Below are 19,951 nucleotides of genomic sequence, written 5' to 3' on the forward strand. Positions count from 1 at the left end.
TATTAAGGATTGATTTTATAGCTGGAAATTTTCCATTCGCCGTTTACATTTTTTAATCCGAAAGTGGCTTTCAAAGAAGTTGTTCTTCCGTTTTTATCAGTTACATCGTAGGTAGCATTTACACTCGCCACATTGGTGTTGGAAAGATTTGTGGTGATATTTTTCACACTCACATTTTTTACTGATCCGAATCCTGAAGTGGGATTGGAGAATGATTCATAGCTTCCCCAGCTTGGATTGCTGGAAGAGTTATAAGCTGCTTTTAAGTTTTGAGCGCTTACATTATTCAAAAAGCCTGAAACTACGTTTTTCGGGTCTGCTGCAGGCTGTTTTGGGGTAGCTGGTGTTGCAGCCGGTGCATTTGGATCTGCTGGAACTGTTGTTCCCGGATTATTTGGGTCAATTACTACTGGATCCTGTTCTATAGCCATTGAATCTACAACCACAGGTGCCGGAACTTTCAAAAGAGAAGGATTAACATCCAACCCTATTTTCGTCATTTTGAATGTTTTAGCTGTTGTTTTTACGGATACGGTAACATCAATTTTATTATCAACTACTTTTGCAGCGGGAATTGAAGAGAATTTTAAGTTAAATCCTTTAAAGTTGTTATCCTGCATCAGGTTTTTTGCAGTGGAAAGCTTTACGCCATTGCTGAAAACTTCAAGGGTTGCTTCCAATCCTGCTCCTGTAAAAGAAACCGGGTTTCCTGCATTGTCTACCAATCGGGGAACGATTTGGATTGCGGTTGGAGCACCAGTTCCGTCATCACCTGTAGGCCTTGTGAGGATGCTTAATGAATTTGCTTTTACATCATTAGGATCGCTTTCTTTTGCTTTATCATCACCAAAGATATTCATTTCTCCTAATGAAGGAGGAGCATTGCTGGCCCATTCGATGCCGTTTTTCTGGGCTACCTGATCTGCCATTGCCATGATTTCAGGAACTTTTTTGCCGTTGATGAGCTGGCCGAGTGCTTTTAGTTCTGCAACATCGCCTTCGGCTTCCACTCCGAAAGTCTTTAAAATATAGAGGGCTTCATTAAACTTAATCTGTTTAATGGTTGGAAGGCTTGCCGTCATATCATTGATACTCGACTGTAACGTTTTAGTATTGGTAGCATCTACCGAATCTTTTTTGCAGGCTGTGAAAAGCAACAAGCTGAAAATCAGTAGAAAGGACAACTTTTTCATTTTTTTTCCGTTTGTGACAAATTTAGTAAAACGTTTATTAATAGAGGATTTTATTTTATATTTTGTTTTTCCTTTAATTTATCCCCGAAATACGAACTAAAAACGGACTGCATGTTTGGGAAATCCTGGCTTTCCCAATACTTTGTAGTATAGCTGCTGTTTTTTAAGTCAAACTTATTTTTTTCCGAATCATTTTCATTTCTAAAGTCGAGTTCTGTAGGGTAAAAATTTCTGTAAACGATTAACTGATTGTATTCAGGTTCAGTTTTATGTTTGAGTTTCAAGAATGCAATTTCGTTATATTCCAATAAATCTCTAAGCATTTTTTGAGTATCTTTCTCGTAGGCAGCATTGATGATTGTTTTTACATCAAAAAAGCGATATCCGAACAAAGCAAATTCTTTTTCCTGTAATGCTTCGCCGGTGATTTCGATTTGGTCTTTCTGTGGTCCTTTAAGCTCTTTAACAACAGAATTTTTTTTCTTGTATTCCAGGATATTTCCAACTTCTTTCATTTCAGGAAGTCTTAACATAGACTGATAATCCCACATCCCGGTTTGTTTTTTTTCAAAGATAGCATCTTCCAATCTGTAAATTCGGTATTGCTCTATATTTGTTGCTTTCAGCTTTTTTGTTTTGTTATCGAAAATATAGGTAACGATTCCATCGGCATAGCAATTAAGCTTGTTGTTTACGGTAACGTATGCATTAAAATTACCTTTAACGAAGACATATTTTGCGGGTTTGTTATTTTTTATGACAACCGGTTCAATATTTCTTATTTTGTCATCAACCTTAATAATTTCTTTTTCAAAATCGGCATACGTTAATGTAGTCACTGAATAATTGTCATAGACCAACTGAAATTTTTCCTGATCTGGTTTGATTAAATTTTTATCAATCTTACCATCAATATCCGAATAAGCAACGATACTTCCGTCTTTTCCAAATACGGAAACTTTAGGTAATGGTTTATTTGTTTTTTCGGAAATAAATGTAATTGTTTGTGCATTATAAAAGTTAAATGCGAATGTTAAAAGTAATAACAGTAAATTGTTTTTCATGGTTTTAAATTTAAAATAAAATACTATTTATCGTTGTAAGAAATAAAAATTAAAAAGGTTTTACAAAATTGCATATTTTTTCAATTAATACAAAAAAGACTGATCGCAATGATCAGTCTTTCAGTTTTTATCTTGTTATAAAATTCCTTAGAAAGGATATTCATAAATTTCAGATTCGTGTAAGTAAGGGTTTCCTGTAGGAATTAATTTAAGTTTAGATAATGCGGAAAGCACGGTAAACATAAATAATCCAACGACGAATAGAATTGCTCCTAAGATCAGGATGAATACTTCCGGAGTTTTCCAGTATGGGCCTACTGTTCCCGGCATTACCATGTTGAAGTAATCTAATATGTGGCCACAGATCACAACAACTGCCATTGTAGTTACTACTTTGTAGTTTCTCTTAATGCTGCTGCTCACTAATACCAATAATGGCAATAAGAAGTTTATAATTAGCATCGGTAAGAAAGTAGGAGAGTAGTGCTGGAATCTTCCAAAGAAGTAGTTAACCTCTTCCGGAATGTTCGCGTACCAGTACAACATAAATTGTGCAAACCATGTGTACGTCCAAAGCATACTTGTTGCGAAAAGGAATACTCCTAAATCGTGTAAGTGGTTATCATTGAACTGTGGAAGGAATCCGTTTTTCTTTAAATAAACACTTAAAAGAATAATCACTGCGATACCACTTGAAAGGCAGCTCACCATAGAATACCAGATATACATGGTAGAATACCAGTGAGGGTCGATAGACATCAACCAGTCCCAAGCCCAGGCCGCAGAAGCAAATCCGAAGAATGCGATATATCCTACCGCCCATCTGTACAGCATTTGGTAATCTACTTTTGATTTGGTTTCGTCTACTTTTTTAGACTGAGCTTTCAGTTTCCATGCGAAGAAAGAAGCACCTAAAACATATATAAATGTTCTTACGGCATAGAAAGGTATGTTTAAGAAAATTCTTTTTTCAAATAAGATCACATCGAAATGAGCAGAGTTTGGGTCTGTCAGCTCCGGGTCCATCCAATGGAACAGGTGGCCTTGGTGGGTGATGTTTAAAAGCATTAAGATGATCAGGATAGCACCACCGTAAGGGATATAAGAAGCAATTGCTTCCATTACTCTTGTGATAATGATTGGCCATCCTGCGTGTGCAGCGTGCTGAATAGAATAAAAGAATAATACGCAGCAGCTCACTCCGAAGAAAAATACAGCTACAAAATGTAATGCCGCTAAAGGCTGGTTGTGTACCTGAAGAGTAGCGTGCTCCAAATGAGCAGCATGATCCTGAGGACCTACCATTTCACTAGAATGTGTAGGAGCATTATGACCAGAAGCATGAACAGCTTCCATCATGTGTTCTATTTCTTCAGTGGAGATTCCTTTGTTTAAAAAGAAACCAATACCAAAAAGAACTAAACCTACAACAAGAAGGATTATAGAAGTTGATTTTAATTTTGGTGAAAAACTATACATTTCTTTTCTTATTTTTTAGTTTCGGTAGTCTTAGTTTCAGTAGTTGCCGGTGCTGCTGTAGCTGAAGCCGTAGTAGCGGTTCCTGCTGCCGGTGTTGCAGCGGCAGGTGCTGCAGCTCCTTTTTTGAAGGCATTCATCACATACATGGCTACTCTCCATCTGTCTCCGGCGCTCAATTGGCCTGCATATGATCCCATTGCGTTTCTACCGTTTGTTATTACATAATGAACAGACCCTACAGTAATTTCTCTGTCAGCATAATTTGGTACACCTGAGTACGCTCCGGATTGTACGATAGGTCCCTGTCCGTCTCCGCCTACACCGTGACAAGCTGAACATGTTTTTTCAAAAAGCTGTTTTCCTCTTTCCAGATCCTTTGCAGAGTTTGCAGGATTTAAAGGAGAAGTGGTCATTGTTTTTGAAGCATCATATCCGGCGTTGTATTCGTCTACATTTTTCGGAAGTAATCCTTCTTCAAAAATACCGTCTTTATTCTGAGCAACAGATCCCTCTACTGGGGCAAGGCCTGTGGCTCCATTATTTCTTACGAAAGCAGGAATTTCATTTTCATGGTCTGAATAAGCATCCTGAGCTTTCATCAATGGATCGTAAGCTACCGGAAAATACATATCTGGAAAGTATACTAACGGTGTATTTTCTTTTGGCCCGCAAGAGTTAAGCAACACTGTTGTTAAACCTAAAACTGCTGTAATTTTTAATACATTCTTTTTCATTTTAAGCATCTTTAACAGTTATTTCTTCAACTCCGGTTTCAATCAGCAACTGCTTTACAGATTCTACATCATCAGTTACAAATTCCATCATAAATTTATCATCCGTTGTTCTCGGGTCCGGGTTTTGTGCAGGTGCTCCGGGATACATTTTATTTCTTACCAAGAAAGTCAATGACATCATGTGAGCGGCACAGAATACCATAAGCTCGAACATGGGTACCACGAAGGCAGGCATATTGTGTCCCCAGTCAAAAGCTGGTTTACCACCGATGTTTTGGGGCCAGTCGTGATTCATTACATACCAGGTTAAAGTAGCACCGATCGTAACACCGTAAAGTGCATAAAGAAATGCGGCATCGGAAATTCTGGTTTTCTTTAAACCTAAAGCTTTGTCTAGCCCGTGAACCGGAAACGGAGTATATACTTCGTTTATTGCGATTCCTTTATCGTTGAATGCTTTAACGCCGTTCATCAAATCGTCGTCGTCAGCATAAAGTCCGTATACAATTTTAGTGGTGCTCATCTCCTTCTTTTGCTTTATAAGTTTCACCTGAGATTTTCAAAATCGATTTTAATTCAGCCTGTGCAATCACAGGGAATGTTCTTGCGTATAATAAGAATAATACAGAGAAAAACCCGATTGTTCCTAAGTATACCCCCACATCAATGATGGTTGGTTTAAACATCGTCCAAGATCCAGGTAAGTAGTCTCTTGAAAGGTTGATAACGATGATGTCAAAACGCTCAAACCACATACCGATGTTGATGATTAATGCAACGATGAATGTCCAGATAATATTTGTTCTTAGTCTCTTGAACCAGAAAGAAGCAGGAACAACAAGGTTACAGATAATTAATGACCAGAAAGCCCACCAGTAAGGTCCTACAGCTGCTCCCGGAGAAAGATACGTAAAGTCTTCATATCTTGATCCGGAATACCATCCGATGAAATATTCGGTGGCATAAGCTACAGTTACCATACCTCCTGTTAAGATGATTACAATGTTCATAATTTCGATATGATACATGGTGATGTAGTCTTCAAGGTGACAAACTTTTCTTGCAACTAATAGTAAGGTTTGTACCATTGCGAATCCTGAGAATATCGCCCCGGCAACGAAGTAAGGAGGGTAGATTGTAGAGTGCCATCCTTTAATAACCGAAGTTGCGAAGTCAAAAGATACGGTAGTATGCACTGAGAATACTAGTGGAGTAGCTAACCCTGCAAGAACCAAAGAAAGTTCTTCGAATCTTTGCCAGTGTTTTGCTTTACCACCCCATCCGAATGCAAGGAATGTATAAATTTTCTTAGTCCAAGGCGTTTTTGCTCTGTCTCTGATCATTGCAAAGTCAGGGATAAGACCCATGAACCAGAATACTGTTGATACTGAGAAATACGTAGAGATCGCAAATACGTCCCAAAGTAGCGGAGAGTTGAAGTTCCCCCAAAGAGAACCGAACTGGTTTGGTAAAGGGAATACCCAATATCCTACCCAAACTCTACCCATGTGAATTACCGGGAAAATTGCTGCCTGTACTACTGCGAAGATCGTCATTGCTTCCGCAGACCTGTTTACAGACATTCTCCATCTCTGTCTAAATAATAATAATACCGCTGAGATTAGGGTTCCGGCGTGACCGATACCAACCCACCATACGAAGTTAGTAATATCCCATCCCCAGTTAATAGTTCTGTTAAGTCCCCATGCTCCAATACCTGTTCCGATAGTATAAGCGATACACCCGAATCCGTAGATGAATAGAACCAGGGCTGCATATAATGAGATCCACCATAATTTCCCTGCTCTTTCTTCGATAGGTCGTGCAATATCTTCCGTGATATCGTGATAAGTTTTGTGACCAATAATCAGAGGTTCCCTTATCGGAGCTTCGTAATGTCCTGACATTTTTTACCTATTTATTATTTAAACTTTATTTTTCTACTCTGTTTCTTACTTTAGTATGATAGAACACGTTTGGCTTGGTTCCGATCTCTTCAAGTAAATAATATCTTCTGTTGCCAGCATATAATTTTCTGACTTCAGATCCTTTGTCATTCATGTCTCCGAACTGGATGGATCCTGTAGTACAAGCTTTTGAACAAGCTGTCTGGAACTCTCCGTCTTTTACAATTCTGTTCTCTTTTTTAGCCTCAAGAATCGTTGTCTGAGTCATTTGGATACATAATGAACATTTCTCCATTACCCCTCTTGTTCTTACAACCACATCCGGGTTCAGTACCATTCTTCCAAGATCGTTGTTCATATTAAAATCGAACTTGTCATTCAGGTTATATGTAAACCAGTTGAAACGTCTTACTTTGTACGGACAGTTGTTTGCACAATATCTTGTACCGATACATCTGTTGTAAGCCATATGGTTTTGCCCCTGAGAACCGTGAGATGTAGCCGCTACCGGACATACTGTTTCACAAGGTGCGTGGTTACAGTGCTGACACATTACCGGCTGGAAGATCACGTCAGGATTATCAGCAGGGTGGTTCAATGCACCTCCGTCGCCGAATGCAGTACCGTACAATTCAGGAACTGCCATTCCTTCTTTTAATCCTTCATATACTTCTACTTTCTGTCTTGAAGAATAGTAACGGTCGATTCTTAACCAGTACATATCTCTTGACATTCTGATCTCTTCTTTTCCTACTACAGGAACGTTGTTCTCAGCCTGACAGGCAATGATACAAGATCCGCAGCCTGTACAGGAGTTAAGGTCGATGGACATATTGAAGTGAGGCCCGTCCGTATCATCGAAAGCATCCCAAAGGTCAATCTTTCTTGCAGGAAGTGCTCCACTGATGGTATGATATTCCAAAGGCTTATTCCATCCTTTGTGCTCATCATCGAATGCTACGTTTAAGAAATCTGCCAAAGGAACTTCCTTAGCAATTTCGTAACGTCCCATTAATGTATTTTGAAGCTGGATCCCTGCAAATTCATGGTCTTCTCCTGTTTTTTCCAATTTTACATTAGAAACAACCAGGTTAGAACCATCAAAAAGAGGATAAGCATTTACTCCTGTATCAGCAGTAGCTCCTGAGTTTTTCTTACCATATCCAAGCGCAAGACCTACAGATCCTTCCGCCTGTCCCGGCTGAATGAAAACAGGAACATCTTTTATTGTAACTCCGTTTACCGTAAGATTTACGATAGAACCGTCCAGCTGCATTCTTGCGTTAAGGTCGTTTTCTATACCTAATCTTTCTGCATCCTTAGGAGAAATTGTTAAGTAGTTATCCCAAGACATTCTTGTAATCGGGTCCGGTAATTCCTGAAGCCAAGGGTTGTTGGCCTGAGTACCATCTCCCATTGCTGTTTTGGTGTACAATACCAATTCTAAATCAGATGCTTTGAAGCCTCCTAATTCAGCTACAGCCTGAGCGGCATTTCCTCCTGCATACGATAATGCTGTTGCATTTGCAGAAGTATTAAACCCGTTGTATAAAGCTTTGTTGAATGAAGTTCCACCTAAAAGAGAGGTAGCATTCGCCTTAAGGTAATCGTAATAATTGTTGGCGGCGTTATTCTTACCGTTTTTCCAAACCAATAAAGACTCTTCAATCTGTCTTGATTTGTAAATTTTTTGGATCGTTGGCTGCATTAAAGAATATACTCCTGTCTGAGGCTCAATATCACCCCAGGATTCCAGCCAGTTGGCTACAGGAATTACAGCTTTCGCTGCTTTGTACATTTCATTTTTCTTATCTGCAATAGCGATTACATACGGAACTTTTGTTAAAGATTTTTTGAAATCTTCTCCTTTATGGTAAGAATAAATTGGGTCTACATTGTTAGCGATTAGTACTCCAACCTGACCTGCATTTACCCATCCAAGGAATTCCTCGAATCTTGCTTTGTCGAATTCTTTTAATAGGTTTGCTTTACCTGTGAAAGCTGTAGAAGCAAGCTTCTGGTTAATAAGGTGCGCTAAAACCTGAGCTCCTTTTGAGCCGTCTGCGAAAACTACTGCTTTGTTTCCTTTTGTCTGTAGTTCTTTGGCAATTTCAGAAGCTGTTTTATCTGAAGTTCCTCCACCAACGATCGCATTGTAAACTTCAACTAATGTTTTGTTTACCAGGCTTGGCTTTAATCTAACTCTTGAATCAGCATTAGCACCTGTTAATGACATGTTTGATTCCACCTGAATGTGTCTCAACATGTTTGGTCCCGGCTTTCTTGCAGCAGCGTATGAAGATTCTAATCCTCCTCCGTTATAGTCTCCTAAGAAATCTGCCTGGAAAGAAACTACCAATTCAGTTCCTCTAAGGTCATAAACCGGTAATGCTCTTGTTCCGAAAACTTCCTGTGCTGCGTCTAAAGCTGCAGCGTAAGGATAAGCATCATAAGTTACTAATTCTGCTGTAGGGTATTTAGCCTTAAATTCTGAGAATAATTTTTTGAAAGTAGGGGAAGCAAAAGAATGTGATAATAAAACAATTCTTTTTCCTGCAGCATTAGCTTCTTCAAGTCCTTTGATGATATAGCTGTCTACTTTATCGAAAGTTTCGTCTTTACCTTCAAATTTAGGCTGCTTTACTTTATCGTTGTCATAAAGAGAAAGCACGCTTGCCTGTGCTCTTGCACTTGTTTTGCCAAGGTCTCCTGCAACAGGATTCGGTTCGATTTTAATAGGTCTTCCTTCTCTTGTTTTTACTAAAACACTCGCAAAGTCAAAACCATCGAAATATGTTGAAGCGTAATAGTTTGGAATCCCCGGGATGATTTCATGCGGCTTTACCACATAAGGAATCGTTTTGATTACCGGAGCTTCACATGCAGCAAGTGTAACCGCTGCAGTAGAGAATCCTAATAGTTTTAAGAAATCTCTTCTTGAAGTACTGGATCCGTTCTTTTCAGCATCTCCAAGGAAATCTTCTACCGGAATTTCTTCCTGGAACTCTTTTTGAGCCAGCTTGTTGTTTAGAGCCGGGTCTTTAAGTTCGTGAATACTTCTAAATTGTATTTTGTTTGAAGCCATTTATACTTCTAATTTTTAGTTATTAATAATGACATTTACCACACTCAAGACCTCCAATTGCATCTACAGTAATCTTACCACCATCTTTAGGGTATTGTTTTTTCAACTTGTCATGTAGATTCTTGAAGTATTCTTTATTATAACCGTTGTTCATATCAACCTCAGTAGTTCTGTGGCACTCAATACACCATCCCATTGTGAAGTCATTGGCCATCTGAACAACATTCATTGTATCAATTTTACCGTGGCAGGCTTTACATACAACGTCGATTTTATTGTTTGGATTCTTTTTGTTGAAAGAATTGATGATTGCCTGTTCACCTGCTACAACGTGCTGAGCGTGGTTGAAATAAACGAAGTCCGGCATGTTGTGGATTCTTGTCCATTCAACCGGCTGGGTTTTTCCTGTGTACTGTTGTTTTGCAGGATCCCAGCCTGTAGCGGCATAAATTTTCTGGATTTCTCCGTCGTAGAATGCCTTGTCTTTTCCTGGCTCCATGTAATGTTCTGCGTTGTACTCGGAAATTGTTCTGTGGCAGTTCATACAAACGTTCATAGAAGGGATTTCAGATACTTTACCGTATTTGGCACTGGAGTGACAAAGCTGACAGTCAATTTTCTGTTCTCCTGCGTGGATTTTGTGAGAGAAATAGATTGGCTGTTCTGGCTTATAGCCTTTGTATACCCCGATCCACATGATCCAGTTCCATACTCCGTATGCTGCCAGTAAAGCCAGTATAGCGATAAGTCCTTTCCCGATATAGTGGTATTTCTCGTAAATTTCACTGAAAGATTTTACCCTTGTTTCGTTAAGCCCTGCTAAGTCTTCAGATTGCCCTAGTTTTACTAATTGTCTTAGTTTTACCAAGATCCAAACTAATAAACCTGCAATTGCTAAAAGTGAAATAATTACTACGTTTGTAGTGGTAGAGCTTGCCGGAGCGGCTTGATTGGTATCAGAAGCAGGTGCTGTATCTGTTTTTTTCTCTTCCGGAGCCGGAGGATTAGTTGTGTAAGCTAAGATGTCGTCAATATCCTTATCAGTAAGATTTGGAAAGAGCTGCATCTCAGTCTTATTGAATTTTTCGAAAACTTCATTGGCGTATTTGTCACCAGAGGCTCTTAGCTCTTTGTTGTTCTTGATCCATTTGTGAAGCCAGTCTTTTCCAAGCCCCTGTTCTGTTTCAAGTCTTGCAACCACACCTTTCAATGCAGGCCCTACAAGCTGTTTGTCTAATGCGTGACATGCAGTACAATTCGCTTTGAAAAGTTTTTCTCCGTTTTTAGGATCGCCGTCTTGCCCGTAAATTGAAGCACTGGTTGATAACAATAAGCCTATTGCGATCAACGTTTGTCTATAATGCTTTCTCCAACTAATCATTTAAATTATCTTATGTTAGTAAATATTGAACATTCAATCAATTCGGCAAAAATAATATATTTAACAGGAATTTAACGGCATATAGAAAGGGGAAAATATCATTTCCGTTTAATTTGTATTGATTCTAAATAACTGTATTTGGTATAATTTTTTAATTTACCTAAATTTGCGGAAACAAGTTTAAATGAAAAATTTGATTAAAATATTTTCGATAGTTTTGTTTGGAGGATTTTATACGCTTGAAGCCCAACAAATTGTAAAAAAAGACACCTTAGCAGGAACGGAATTGGTAATGACCATGGATTCTAAGGTAAATGCTGCGCTGGAGAGCATTGAAGATAAGTGTGCAAGAACAAGCAGCATGGTGGTTTCAAATGATGGCGATGAAGATTCCGGAGTTACCAGGCCTGCAAAAATTTATGTGCCCAACAGGGAACTTACCAATGCGGAGATATGCAGAAGAAATCCGAGAATTTTAGGATACAAAATTCAGATCACTACCGTTAAAAGCAATGAAGAGGCAAATGAAGTAAAAGCATATTTCAGAAAAAGATTTCCGAACCTGAAAGTTGAAACCGATGCGTCATTAAGACCGAATTATAAAATTCTGGCGGGAAGCTATTTTACAAAACAAAGCGCAGCATCTGATCTTTCAAGAGTTAGAGAGTATTTTAAATCCGCTATTGCCGTACAATACAGGATTTTCTGTGCAGAAGCAAAATAAGTTTAATTTTGATATATTGTAAAAGCTGAGATTCATTCTCAGCTTCTTTTATTTCTTTTAATAAGGTCAAAATACAATCCGGAAATAGACAATCTGTTAATAATACTTATTTAAAAACCAAAAGAACTCGGTCATTCTTAAGTAATTATTTGTTAAAAGATAAACAAGTAAAATGCTGAAAACCACGGTTAAAAAAGAAAGCATTTTGGGTAATTCTTTGTAGGAATAAAAAAGCCATCCCAGCAGTAGCGGATATACAAAAACAAAATGGCCTCCGTATATGTATGAGGTGTGCAGTCCAAACCTCATAACGCAGTGAATTACAATATCAAATACAAATGAAATCATAAGCACCTGAACCAGCTTGTTTTTAAAATTTTTATAATAACTCCAAATTATAAGCATCAATAAAGCGGTAATGAAAATATAAGGAACCCAGGATGAATAAACGCTCATTATCAGCCCTTTGTAATGGTAACCCATCATATTATGCTTATCCCTAATTATGAAATCTGAAAATAGGATATTTCCGCCAAAAAAATAAGAAAGGATCATATCCCAGGTTGGAGTAGAGTTTACATTAGAGAATTTTTCATACTGCTCATTGGTTTTGCTAAAAATATTCTCATATTTAAAATCAATTCGGTTTAGGTACAGTAAAACAAAGCAGATAACAGTAAAAACTCCTCTGAAAACTGCATTTCCAAATTTTTTCCAGCTTTTGAAAAGCCCTTTCTCGAAGGTAACAGGAATGAATACCTTAGCAATATTGGTTACCGTTAAACCTGCGATTGTAATTCCTGCAAAAGCAAGTGCCACAACCGGTATTTTTTCATCTTTTTTAAGTTTTATTGCTGAATAATGATTGAATAATGTCAGTAAAAATAAGGTATAAGTAAAGTTTTCCGGGGTGAAAGACAGCATGATTGTCGTTGAAAATGCTCCGAAAAATATAATCAATAGTAAACTTAAAATTAACGGAAGCTGAATGATATTTTTCAGATATTTGAAAACCTGAAGCACGCTTAAACTAACCGCAATATTACTGAACCATGCAAGTATAAAGCGGAAATCCCCGTTCATTTTACCACCTGAAAAAAGTAATGCCAGTTCACGGATCCAATTAAAAAAATAATACGATAAAGGATGTCTTTCAAAGCTGCCTCCGGTCATTACGATAGATTTATTATCAAAGCTGAAATAGGCATCCCAGGGAATTCTGGAGTCAAAAATAATTTTGTAATGTATGGCAATGTAAGATCCCAGGTATCCGTAAGCAACCAGAAAAAAAAGAAAAACCACCAGCTCAATTCCTGAAGACGGAAATATTAACTTCAGAAAGTGGATGAATTTTGTTTTGAATTTTGTCACGGGCTAAATTTTATGCAAAAATAAATAAAAAGCCCATCATCTGTCTATAAATATAGCATATCAAACAAAAAACCAAAGTAATTCAAATTACTTTGGCCAAATTTTTTTTGAATGAAATAGTATTCGGTTTAGGAATATTAAATTAATTTATTCTTTAAGTATTTTTTTTGCTAAAGATGTCCCATCAGAAAAGTCAATAGCAACAAAATAAGTTCCTTTTGGCAGACTGCCAATGTCTATTTTTTCCGTTTCAGCTTTCATTATTTGTTTTCCCAAAACATCAAAAACAGTTAATAATTTTATTTTTTTATCAGCCTGAACAGTAATTTCACCTTTTGTAGGATTCGGGTAAATATTAGCCTTTGGCCTTGCAGTAACCTCGTGTGTCGCTAAAACCGATCCTAAAACTTGTACGTCGTCAATAGAGACAGCATCTGCATTATTTCCAGTATATCGAAATCTTATCTGAACATTCGTTTGTCCGATATAAGGAGTCAAACTTTTCTGAACAAGAACCGTGTTGTATAAATCAGTATCCGGATCTCCATCGCCATCATTAGTAAACCCTGGTTCGGTATCTTCGGTCCACACATCTGTCCATGTTGTTCCGTTAGTTGATATTTGGGCGACTAAATTTCCGGCATTCTGGTTAATCATATATGACCATCCAACTTTTACATTAAACTTTAAAACAGGATTGGAAGCTGAAGCCATGCTAAACGTCGGACTCGTTAAATTTGCGGTATTTGCAACTGCAATCCAATCTATACAGGCAGATTTTGTTCCAGTTATTTTAAAAGTAGTTTCCAAGACAGAACCACTGGTGAAATTAACGTTTGTAAAATCCCAGGGTCTTGAAGCATTTGTATTAGATCTTGTCCAGCCAGTAGGTGGAAAAGTAGTTCCTTCAAATGTTTCAGACAATAATGTCTGTGCATTTCCGATAATCCCTAAAAAAAGAGATGCCAATAGTAAATATTTTTTCATGTGATTTATTTATTGTAAAGCTAATAAAAAAAATATATAATCATTACAAAATATTTACTAAAAGTTTCATTGCAGTAATTTTATTTGATTCATGAGCTGCAAGAAAGCATAGAGCAACCGGAAATATCATCATAACCCGAAGGCCTCTTCGCTGAAAATTCAGGGTAAATCGTATGGTACGGATTTTCAAGAGCATGGGTTAATTTATTCAGCATTTCTGTTTTTCCTTCATTAATTTCTTCGATGCATTGATACAAAAGATAATTCCTTAGAATGAATTTCGGATTTGTTTTGTGCATAATTTCCAAAGATTGTTCTCTCGGAATAATATTTTTCTCCAATCTGGATTTATAATCTTTTATAAAATCATCCAATCTGGAGAGTTTTTCATCATTAAGGAATGTGTAAGAAACATTTTCAAACTGAAGCCTCAAATCCTTTTGATCATCATATTTTTCAAGCTCATTAAAAAACAATGTGTAATCAAACTGAAGATCCTGCATCAGACTTTGCCAATTCGTGAAAAACTTTTCGTCATTCGTTAATAACTGGTCAAACCCGAATTTCCTGCAAAGCATCCGGTCATGAGATTCCCAGAAATAATTTCCGTAATCATTCAGGATATCTTCCAGGAATTTTTCATCTTCAATTAAAGGATGAAGTGCATTGGCCAGCTGCCAGAGATTCCATTGGGAAATTTGTGCCTGCCTTCCGAAAGCATATCTTTTTCCAGGCAGGTCGGTTGTATTGGGCGTGAAATTCAGGTTATATTCATCCATCATGGAATAGGGGCCATAATCAATAGTAAGACCTAAAACCGACATATTATCCGTATTCATCACCCCATGGACAAATCCCACACGGTACCATTCAACCATGAGGTCAGCGGTTCTTCTGCAGACATTTTCAAAAAAATCTTTGTATTTCTGTTGGCCTTCCGATTGAATTTCTTTAAAATAATTTTCAATGGTGAAGTCAGCAAGTTCTTTAAGGGTTGTGTATTCCTGTTGGGCAGACATCAGTTCAAAATGTCCGAACCGTAAAAAGCTTTCTGCTGTTCTTATGACTACCGCCCCTTTTTCATTCTCCGGATTTCCGTTGTACATCATATCTCTTACCACTTCTTCTCCTGTAAGAGCAAGGCTTAATGCTCTTGTAGTAGGAATTCCTAAATGATGCATGGCTTCACTCATCAGATATTCACGCACTGAAGATCTCAGGACAGCTCTTCCATCTGCGTGTCTGGAATAAGGAGTTGCACCGGCGCCTTTCCACTGGATTTCATTTTTTTGCCCCTGGTTGTTTACGATTTCTCCGGCAAGTATTGCTCTTCCGTCTCCCAATTGTCCGGCCCAGTTCCCAAACTGATGTCCTGCATAAGCCGTAGAATAAGTTTGCATTTCTGCCGGAATTTTATTTCCCACTAAAAAATCCAGATCTTTTTCTTCAAATTTTCCCAAACCAATTTCTTCGGAAAGCTTTTCATTAAATGCAATAAGTGCAGGATGATCGAAACCTGCCGGTTTTACTGTTGAAAATAAAACTTTCGGGGTATTTCTCTGCATTGTGTTGCCGGAAAAATCTCCCGGAAACTTTTTTATGAAGGGTTGTTGTATGTTTTCAATATTCATGATTCAAAGGTATTAATTAAAAAAGAAAAGACCTTCCAAATCATTGAAAGGTCTTGTGTATTTCTAAAAGAGAATTTATTTATTATTAAAATCGATATCTTCACCGCTATTAAGATTCTCGTTCACGTTTTCTTCTTTTTTGCCCGGTGTTTTTGGTCCGGAAGGTTCAACAGGTTTCGGATTCTTAATTTCGTCCAGCGTTTGCAGTCCGCCGTCGTCTCCATAACCAGATCCTAATCCTTTAAGGTTTGAACAGCCGTCTTTCCATTCCGATGGTTTTACAAATTTATCGCTTGGCGAAACACCGAGGCTTTTATCTGCCCATACTTTCTTCATGAAAATCGCCCAGATTGGAAGTGCCATTTTAGCTCCCTGTCCTTCCCCGGTTCCGTAAAAGTGGGTTGCCCTGTCTTCCCAGCCTACCCATGCTCCGGTTGCCAGTTTTGGAACAATTCCCATAAACCAACCATCTGAATTATTTTGTGTAGTACCGGTTTTACCCGCAATTTCTATATCTTTTGAAATTCCTTTTCTTCCCAATTCTCCCGAAGCCGTACCATATTGTGCAACCCCTTTCATCAGTTCAATCATCGTATAAGCATACAGCGGGTTCATCACTTCTTTAGGCTCTACATTAACTTCTTTAATTACTCTACCGTTGGCATCTTCAATTCTCCAGATCATCTCCGGTTTGTTGTAGTTCCCGTAGTTGGCAAAAGTACTGTAAGCTCCCACCATCTCGTAGATGGTAATATCTGATGAACCTAATGCCATCGGAAGGCTTGTTGAAATTTCTTCCGTTACACCAAGATCTCTCGCGGTCTGAATTACACTCTGTGTGGTCGTCATTTCAGCAAGTCTTAATGCTACTGGGTTTTGAGAGTGTGCCAAAGCATCTTTCAAAGTAAGCATTCCCCCTCTTCCCGGTACATGATAAGTTCCTTTATTAAAGCTTGCATTGGAAACAACAGAGCAAGGGGTCATTCCTAATTTCATAATGGCAGTTGCATAAACGAAAGGTTTGAAGGTAGATCCTACCTGTCTTTTCCCTTGTTTGATGTGGTCGTACTGGAAGTGCTGCCAGTCGATTCCTCCTACCCAGGCTTTGATTTCCCCGGTTCCCGGAACCATAGACATTAAACCGGCCTGAGCCACTTTTTTGTGCCATCTGATAGAATCCCAAGGTGACATTTCAACCTCTTCTTCTCCGCCCCAGGTGAAACGTGAAGTTTTGACAGGCTTTTTGAATTCCATCATGATGGAATCTTCAGAAACCCCTGCTGCTTTCAATTGTTTGTAGCGGCCGGTTCTCTTCATTGCCTGAACCATAAGATCGTTGATTTGTTTGCTATTAAGGTAATAGAATGGCCAGTCTTTCCTGCCTCTCTGCTCCGCATCAAATCTTTTCTGAAGATCTGTTAAATGTTCTCTGATGGCTTCTTCTGCATACTTCTGCATTTTGGAATCCAGCGTAACATAGATTTTTAATCCGTCTTTATAAAGATTGAGCTTTTTGCCGTTTTCTTTTTCGTACTCTTTTAGATAGTTGTCAATTTCTTTCTTCAGATAAAACTTATAATACGCAGAATAATCATCATTGATATTCTTGATGGGGTGATAATCCAACTCAATAGGTGTTGCAACTGCTTTGTCATAAGTAGCCTGCTCGATGTATCCTGTTTTCAGCATTTGTTCTAACACGACATCCCTTCTTGCTTTTGCTTTTTCAGGATTTCTCATCGGGTTATTTTTTACCGGATTTTCCAGCATGGCCACAAACATCGCGGCTTCCGGCAGAGTAAGCTCAGATGTTTTTTTATTGAAGTAGATCTTGGATGCCATTTCAATACCGTTGGCATTGTATAAGAAATCAAACTTATTAAAATATAAAGTCACGATTTCTTCTTTGGTATATCTTCTTTCAAGACTTACGGCAACGACCCATTCTTTCAACTTTTGAAAAACTGCTTTAATCTTGTTATCAGCTCTTTTTCCTGTGAAGAGCAATTTGGCAAGCTGTTGGGTGATTGTAGAGCCACCACCGCGTCCTCCACCATAAACAACTGCTCTTGCAACTGACTGCAAATCAATCCCTGAGTGTTCTTTAAAACGTTCATCTTCTTTAGCCTGTAAAGCATATACCAGATATGGCGGAAGATCTTTATAAATGATAGGCTGGGTTTTTTCTTTTTCGAATTTTCCCAACAAAACGCCGTCGGAAGAATAAATTTCAGAGGCGACATAAATATCCGGGTTTTCAAGTTCTTTTACATCCGGCATTTCCCCAAGAAAACCCTGGGAAACAGCGAAGAAAAGCCCTGATATTCCTAATACTACAGCAATAAGTCCGACCCAGATAAATTTCACCCACTTTTTCCAGCCGGCATTTTTTTTCTTAGGAGGAAGAGGGAATGTTTTCCCTTTATTTCCTGTAATTTGTTTGTTTACTTCCATTTATGATTACGGTTTAGCCGTTTCTATTTTTACTCCAACATCTTCAATTCCCGGAAGGATATCGTTTCGCATAGCTTGTGTGAGCCCGATTTCATATTTTCCTTTTGCCGGGAATCTGTAATTCAGCTTATACTGAAATAAAGTTTCCTTTGTATCACCGAAGCCTGTACCCAGCCATTCTCCATTAGGTTTAGCCAAAATGTAATTCAGCGTATCTGTATCCTTTTTTTTGGTCTGCATATCGGTGAAATTCACAATAAACCTAATGTTACTGTAAGGATACTCGTTATTGTTTCTTACAACAAATATAATATTTTTAGGATTTTGCGGATCTGAAACTTCAAAATTAAATTTCTGTTCACTTTTCTTATTCCACTTGTTATCAATAGAATTCATGATCACTTCTTCGTTGAAAGAAGTGTTGCAACTGAAGAGAAGCATAAGCGGGAATAATCCTAAGATTTTACGCATTATTATCTTTTTTTGGAGGGAATTTCTTTTTAAATTTTTTCTTATTCGGATTAGGCTTTTTATCAGCGGAAGAATCTGTTGCAGCTTCTATTTTTTCCAACTGTGGCTTTTGCTGAGGGCTGTTTCTTTGTTGTTTCTGCTGATTATTCGGATTCGGGTTCTGCTGTTTTTCCTGCTTCTGAGGCCTGTCTGGCCTTTCAGAACGTTCCTGTCTTTCTGGCCTGCTGTTGTTTTTCCTTTGTCCTTGGTTCTGGTTATTCTGGCTGTTCTGATTATTGTTCGGCCTGTTCTGGTTCCTGTTTCTGTTATTAGATCTTCCTTTCTTCTCAAAACGGTCAACATTATTTTCCTGAATCAGGTCTATGCTTGCCAACGGAGCTTCAGGCTGTTTGAGTTCTTCCAGCGGAAGGGTCTTTTCGCCGCGCTTGTTTTTTGCAATAAGCTTTTTAACCAAATCAATATCAAAGTCATACCAGGCAATAGAATTTTCTACATAAGCAAACCACATTTTCTTTTTGAAAACATCGATTTTTATACAGAATGCTCTTCCTTTTTCGGTATCCAGTGTTGTTGATGAGGACGGGAAATTGCTCAAAGCATCAAGATAACTATCCAGTTCGTAATTCAGGCAGCATTTTAGCTTCCCGCATTGTCCTGCAAGCTTTTGAGGGTTGATGCTGAGCTGCTGGTAACGGGCAACATTGGTATTTACGGATCTGAAATCCGTAAGCCATGTCGAACAGCACAGTTCTCTTCCGCAGGATCCTATTCCGCCGACTTTTGCCGCTTCCTGCCTGAAGCCAATCTGCTTCATGTCGATCTTTGTACGGAACGCTCCTGCGTATTCTTTAATTAACTGTCTGAAATCTACACGATTATCGGCAGTATAATAAAATGTAACTTTAGAGGCATCACCCTGGTATTCCACATCGGTGATCTTCATTTCAAGACCTAGCCGGTGAGCAATTTTTCGGGCTTCTATTTTTACATTTTCTTCTTTTTTTCGGGCTTCCTGCCAGACTTCGAGGTCTTTCTGGTTAGCCAGCCTGTATATTTTCGGTACAGATTCTTCAGAAAATTTTTTCTTTTTCATCTGAATCTTTACCAGTTCGCCGGTGAGACTTATCACACCTACATCATGTCCGGGACTTGATTCTACTGTTACGACACTACCTATGTGTAATGGGATATTATTTACATTTTTATAAAACGATTTTCTGTCATTTTTAAATCTAACTTCAACAAAATCACATCTGTTCGGTGCGGGATTGTTGATGTTGGAAAGCCAGTCAAAAACACTTAATTTATAACTATTACCACAGGTATTTACATTTTCACAGCCATTCGCGGTTTTCTTGGGTCCGCAAGAATGTGCAGAATCGCCGGATGTTTTACATCCACAACTCATATATTATATGTTTAATTTGCAAATTTATGATTTTTATCTTTATGAGGTCTAAAATAATCAAA

15 protein-coding genes are annotated in these 19,951 nt (G+C 38.2%); 1 reads left to right on the top strand and 14 read right to left on the bottom strand.

The window, feature by feature from the left end; translation table 11 throughout:
* Nucleotides 1-2: 2 nt before the first annotated feature.
* The 8 genes from SOP96_RS12770 to SOP96_RS12805 form a co-directional block, all read right to left on the bottom strand.
* Nucleotides 3-1,193, bottom strand: a complete 1,191-nt coding sequence (locus tag SOP96_RS12770) for a hypothetical protein (protein ID WP_326321324.1) — start codon at nt 1,191-1,193, stop codon at nt 3-5.
* A gap of 50 nt (nt 1,194-1,243) precedes the next feature.
* A complete protein-coding gene (locus tag SOP96_RS12775; protein ID WP_326321325.1) occupies nt 1,244-2,257 on the bottom strand; it encodes a hypothetical protein in 1,014 nt (337 codons plus the stop codon).
* 147 nt (nt 2,258-2,404) lie between these two features.
* A complete protein-coding gene (locus SOP96_RS12780; protein WP_326321326.1) occupies nt 2,405-3,736 on the bottom strand; it encodes a quinol:cytochrome C oxidoreductase in 1,332 nt (443 codons plus the stop codon).
* A gap of 8 nt (nt 3,737-3,744) precedes the next feature.
* Entirely contained in the window at nt 3,745-4,479 is a 735-nt protein-coding gene (locus tag SOP96_RS12785; RefSeq protein WP_326321327.1) for a c-type cytochrome, read from the bottom strand.
* The gene (locus SOP96_RS12790; protein WP_066435200.1) at nt 4,472-4,993 is read right to left on the bottom strand and encodes a DUF3341 domain-containing protein; all 522 of its coding nucleotides are present in this window, start codon (nt 4,991-4,993) and stop codon (nt 4,472-4,474) included. Before SOP96_RS12790 ends, SOP96_RS12785 begins: the two co-directional genes overlap by 8 nt.
* Nucleotides 4,980-6,377, bottom strand: a complete 1,398-nt coding sequence (gene nrfD, locus SOP96_RS12795; RefSeq protein ID WP_034677738.1) for an NrfD/PsrC family molybdoenzyme membrane anchor subunit — start codon at nt 6,375-6,377, stop codon at nt 4,980-4,982. Before nrfD ends, SOP96_RS12790 begins: the two co-directional genes overlap by 14 nt.
* Nucleotides 6,378-6,402: 25 nt before the next feature.
* Nucleotides 6,403-9,462 carry a TAT-variant-translocated molybdopterin oxidoreductase gene (locus SOP96_RS12800; protein WP_326321328.1) on the bottom strand — a complete coding sequence of 1,020 codons (3,060 nt, stop codon included), beginning with the start codon at nt 9,460-9,462 and terminating at the stop codon, nt 6,403-6,405.
* Between the two features lie 22 nt (nt 9,463-9,484).
* On the bottom strand, nt 9,485-10,843 hold the full coding sequence (locus SOP96_RS12805; protein WP_326321329.1) for a c-type cytochrome: 1,359 nt from the start codon (nt 10,841-10,843) through the stop codon (nt 9,485-9,487).
* Between the two features lie 184 nt (nt 10,844-11,027).
* Between SOP96_RS12805 and SOP96_RS12810 the strand changes: the two genes are divergently transcribed.
* Complete coding sequence (locus SOP96_RS12810) at nt 11,028-11,567, top strand: SPOR domain-containing protein (protein ID WP_326321330.1); 540 nt, start codon at nt 11,028-11,030, stop codon at nt 11,565-11,567.
* A 96-nt stretch (nt 11,568-11,663) separates the two neighbouring features.
* On the opposite strand, the gene SOP96_RS12815 is transcribed toward SOP96_RS12810, so the two are convergent.
* The 6 genes from SOP96_RS12815 to SOP96_RS12840 form a co-directional block, all read right to left on the bottom strand.
* Nucleotides 11,664-12,938, bottom strand: a complete 1,275-nt coding sequence (locus SOP96_RS12815) for a DUF6080 domain-containing protein (RefSeq protein WP_326321331.1) — start codon at nt 12,936-12,938, stop codon at nt 11,664-11,666.
* Nucleotides 12,939-13,085: 147 nt separating this feature from the next.
* Nucleotides 13,086-13,925 carry a T9SS-dependent choice-of-anchor J family protein gene (locus SOP96_RS12820; RefSeq protein ID WP_326321332.1) on the bottom strand — a complete coding sequence of 280 codons (840 nt, stop codon included), beginning with the start codon at nt 13,923-13,925 and terminating at the stop codon, nt 13,086-13,088.
* A gap of 89 nt (nt 13,926-14,014) precedes the next feature.
* The gene (locus SOP96_RS12825) at nt 14,015-15,556 is read right to left on the bottom strand and encodes a protein adenylyltransferase SelO (protein ID WP_326321333.1); all 1,542 of its coding nucleotides are present in this window, start codon (nt 15,554-15,556) and stop codon (nt 14,015-14,017) included.
* Between the two features lie 75 nt (nt 15,557-15,631).
* Nucleotides 15,632-18,010, bottom strand: a complete 2,379-nt coding sequence (locus SOP96_RS12830; protein WP_326321334.1) for a transglycosylase domain-containing protein — start codon at nt 18,008-18,010, stop codon at nt 15,632-15,634.
* 6 nt (nt 18,011-18,016) lie between these two features.
* Nucleotides 18,017-18,481 carry a gliding motility lipoprotein GldH gene (locus SOP96_RS12835; RefSeq protein ID WP_326321335.1) on the bottom strand — a complete coding sequence of 155 codons (465 nt, stop codon included), beginning with the start codon at nt 18,479-18,481 and terminating at the stop codon, nt 18,017-18,019.
* Nucleotides 18,474-19,889 (bottom strand): PSP1 domain-containing protein, encoded by a 1,416-nt coding sequence (locus tag SOP96_RS12840; protein WP_326321336.1) that lies wholly within the window; start codon nt 19,887-19,889, stop codon nt 18,474-18,476. The genes SOP96_RS12835 and SOP96_RS12840 overlap by 8 nt, the downstream gene beginning before the upstream one ends.
* Nucleotides 19,890-19,951 lie beyond the last annotated feature (62 nt).

The organism is Chryseobacterium salviniae (assembly GCF_035819015.1).
In the GTDB taxonomy this organism is placed as follows: domain Bacteria; phylum Bacteroidota; class Bacteroidia; order Flavobacteriales; family Weeksellaceae; genus Chryseobacterium; species Chryseobacterium salviniae.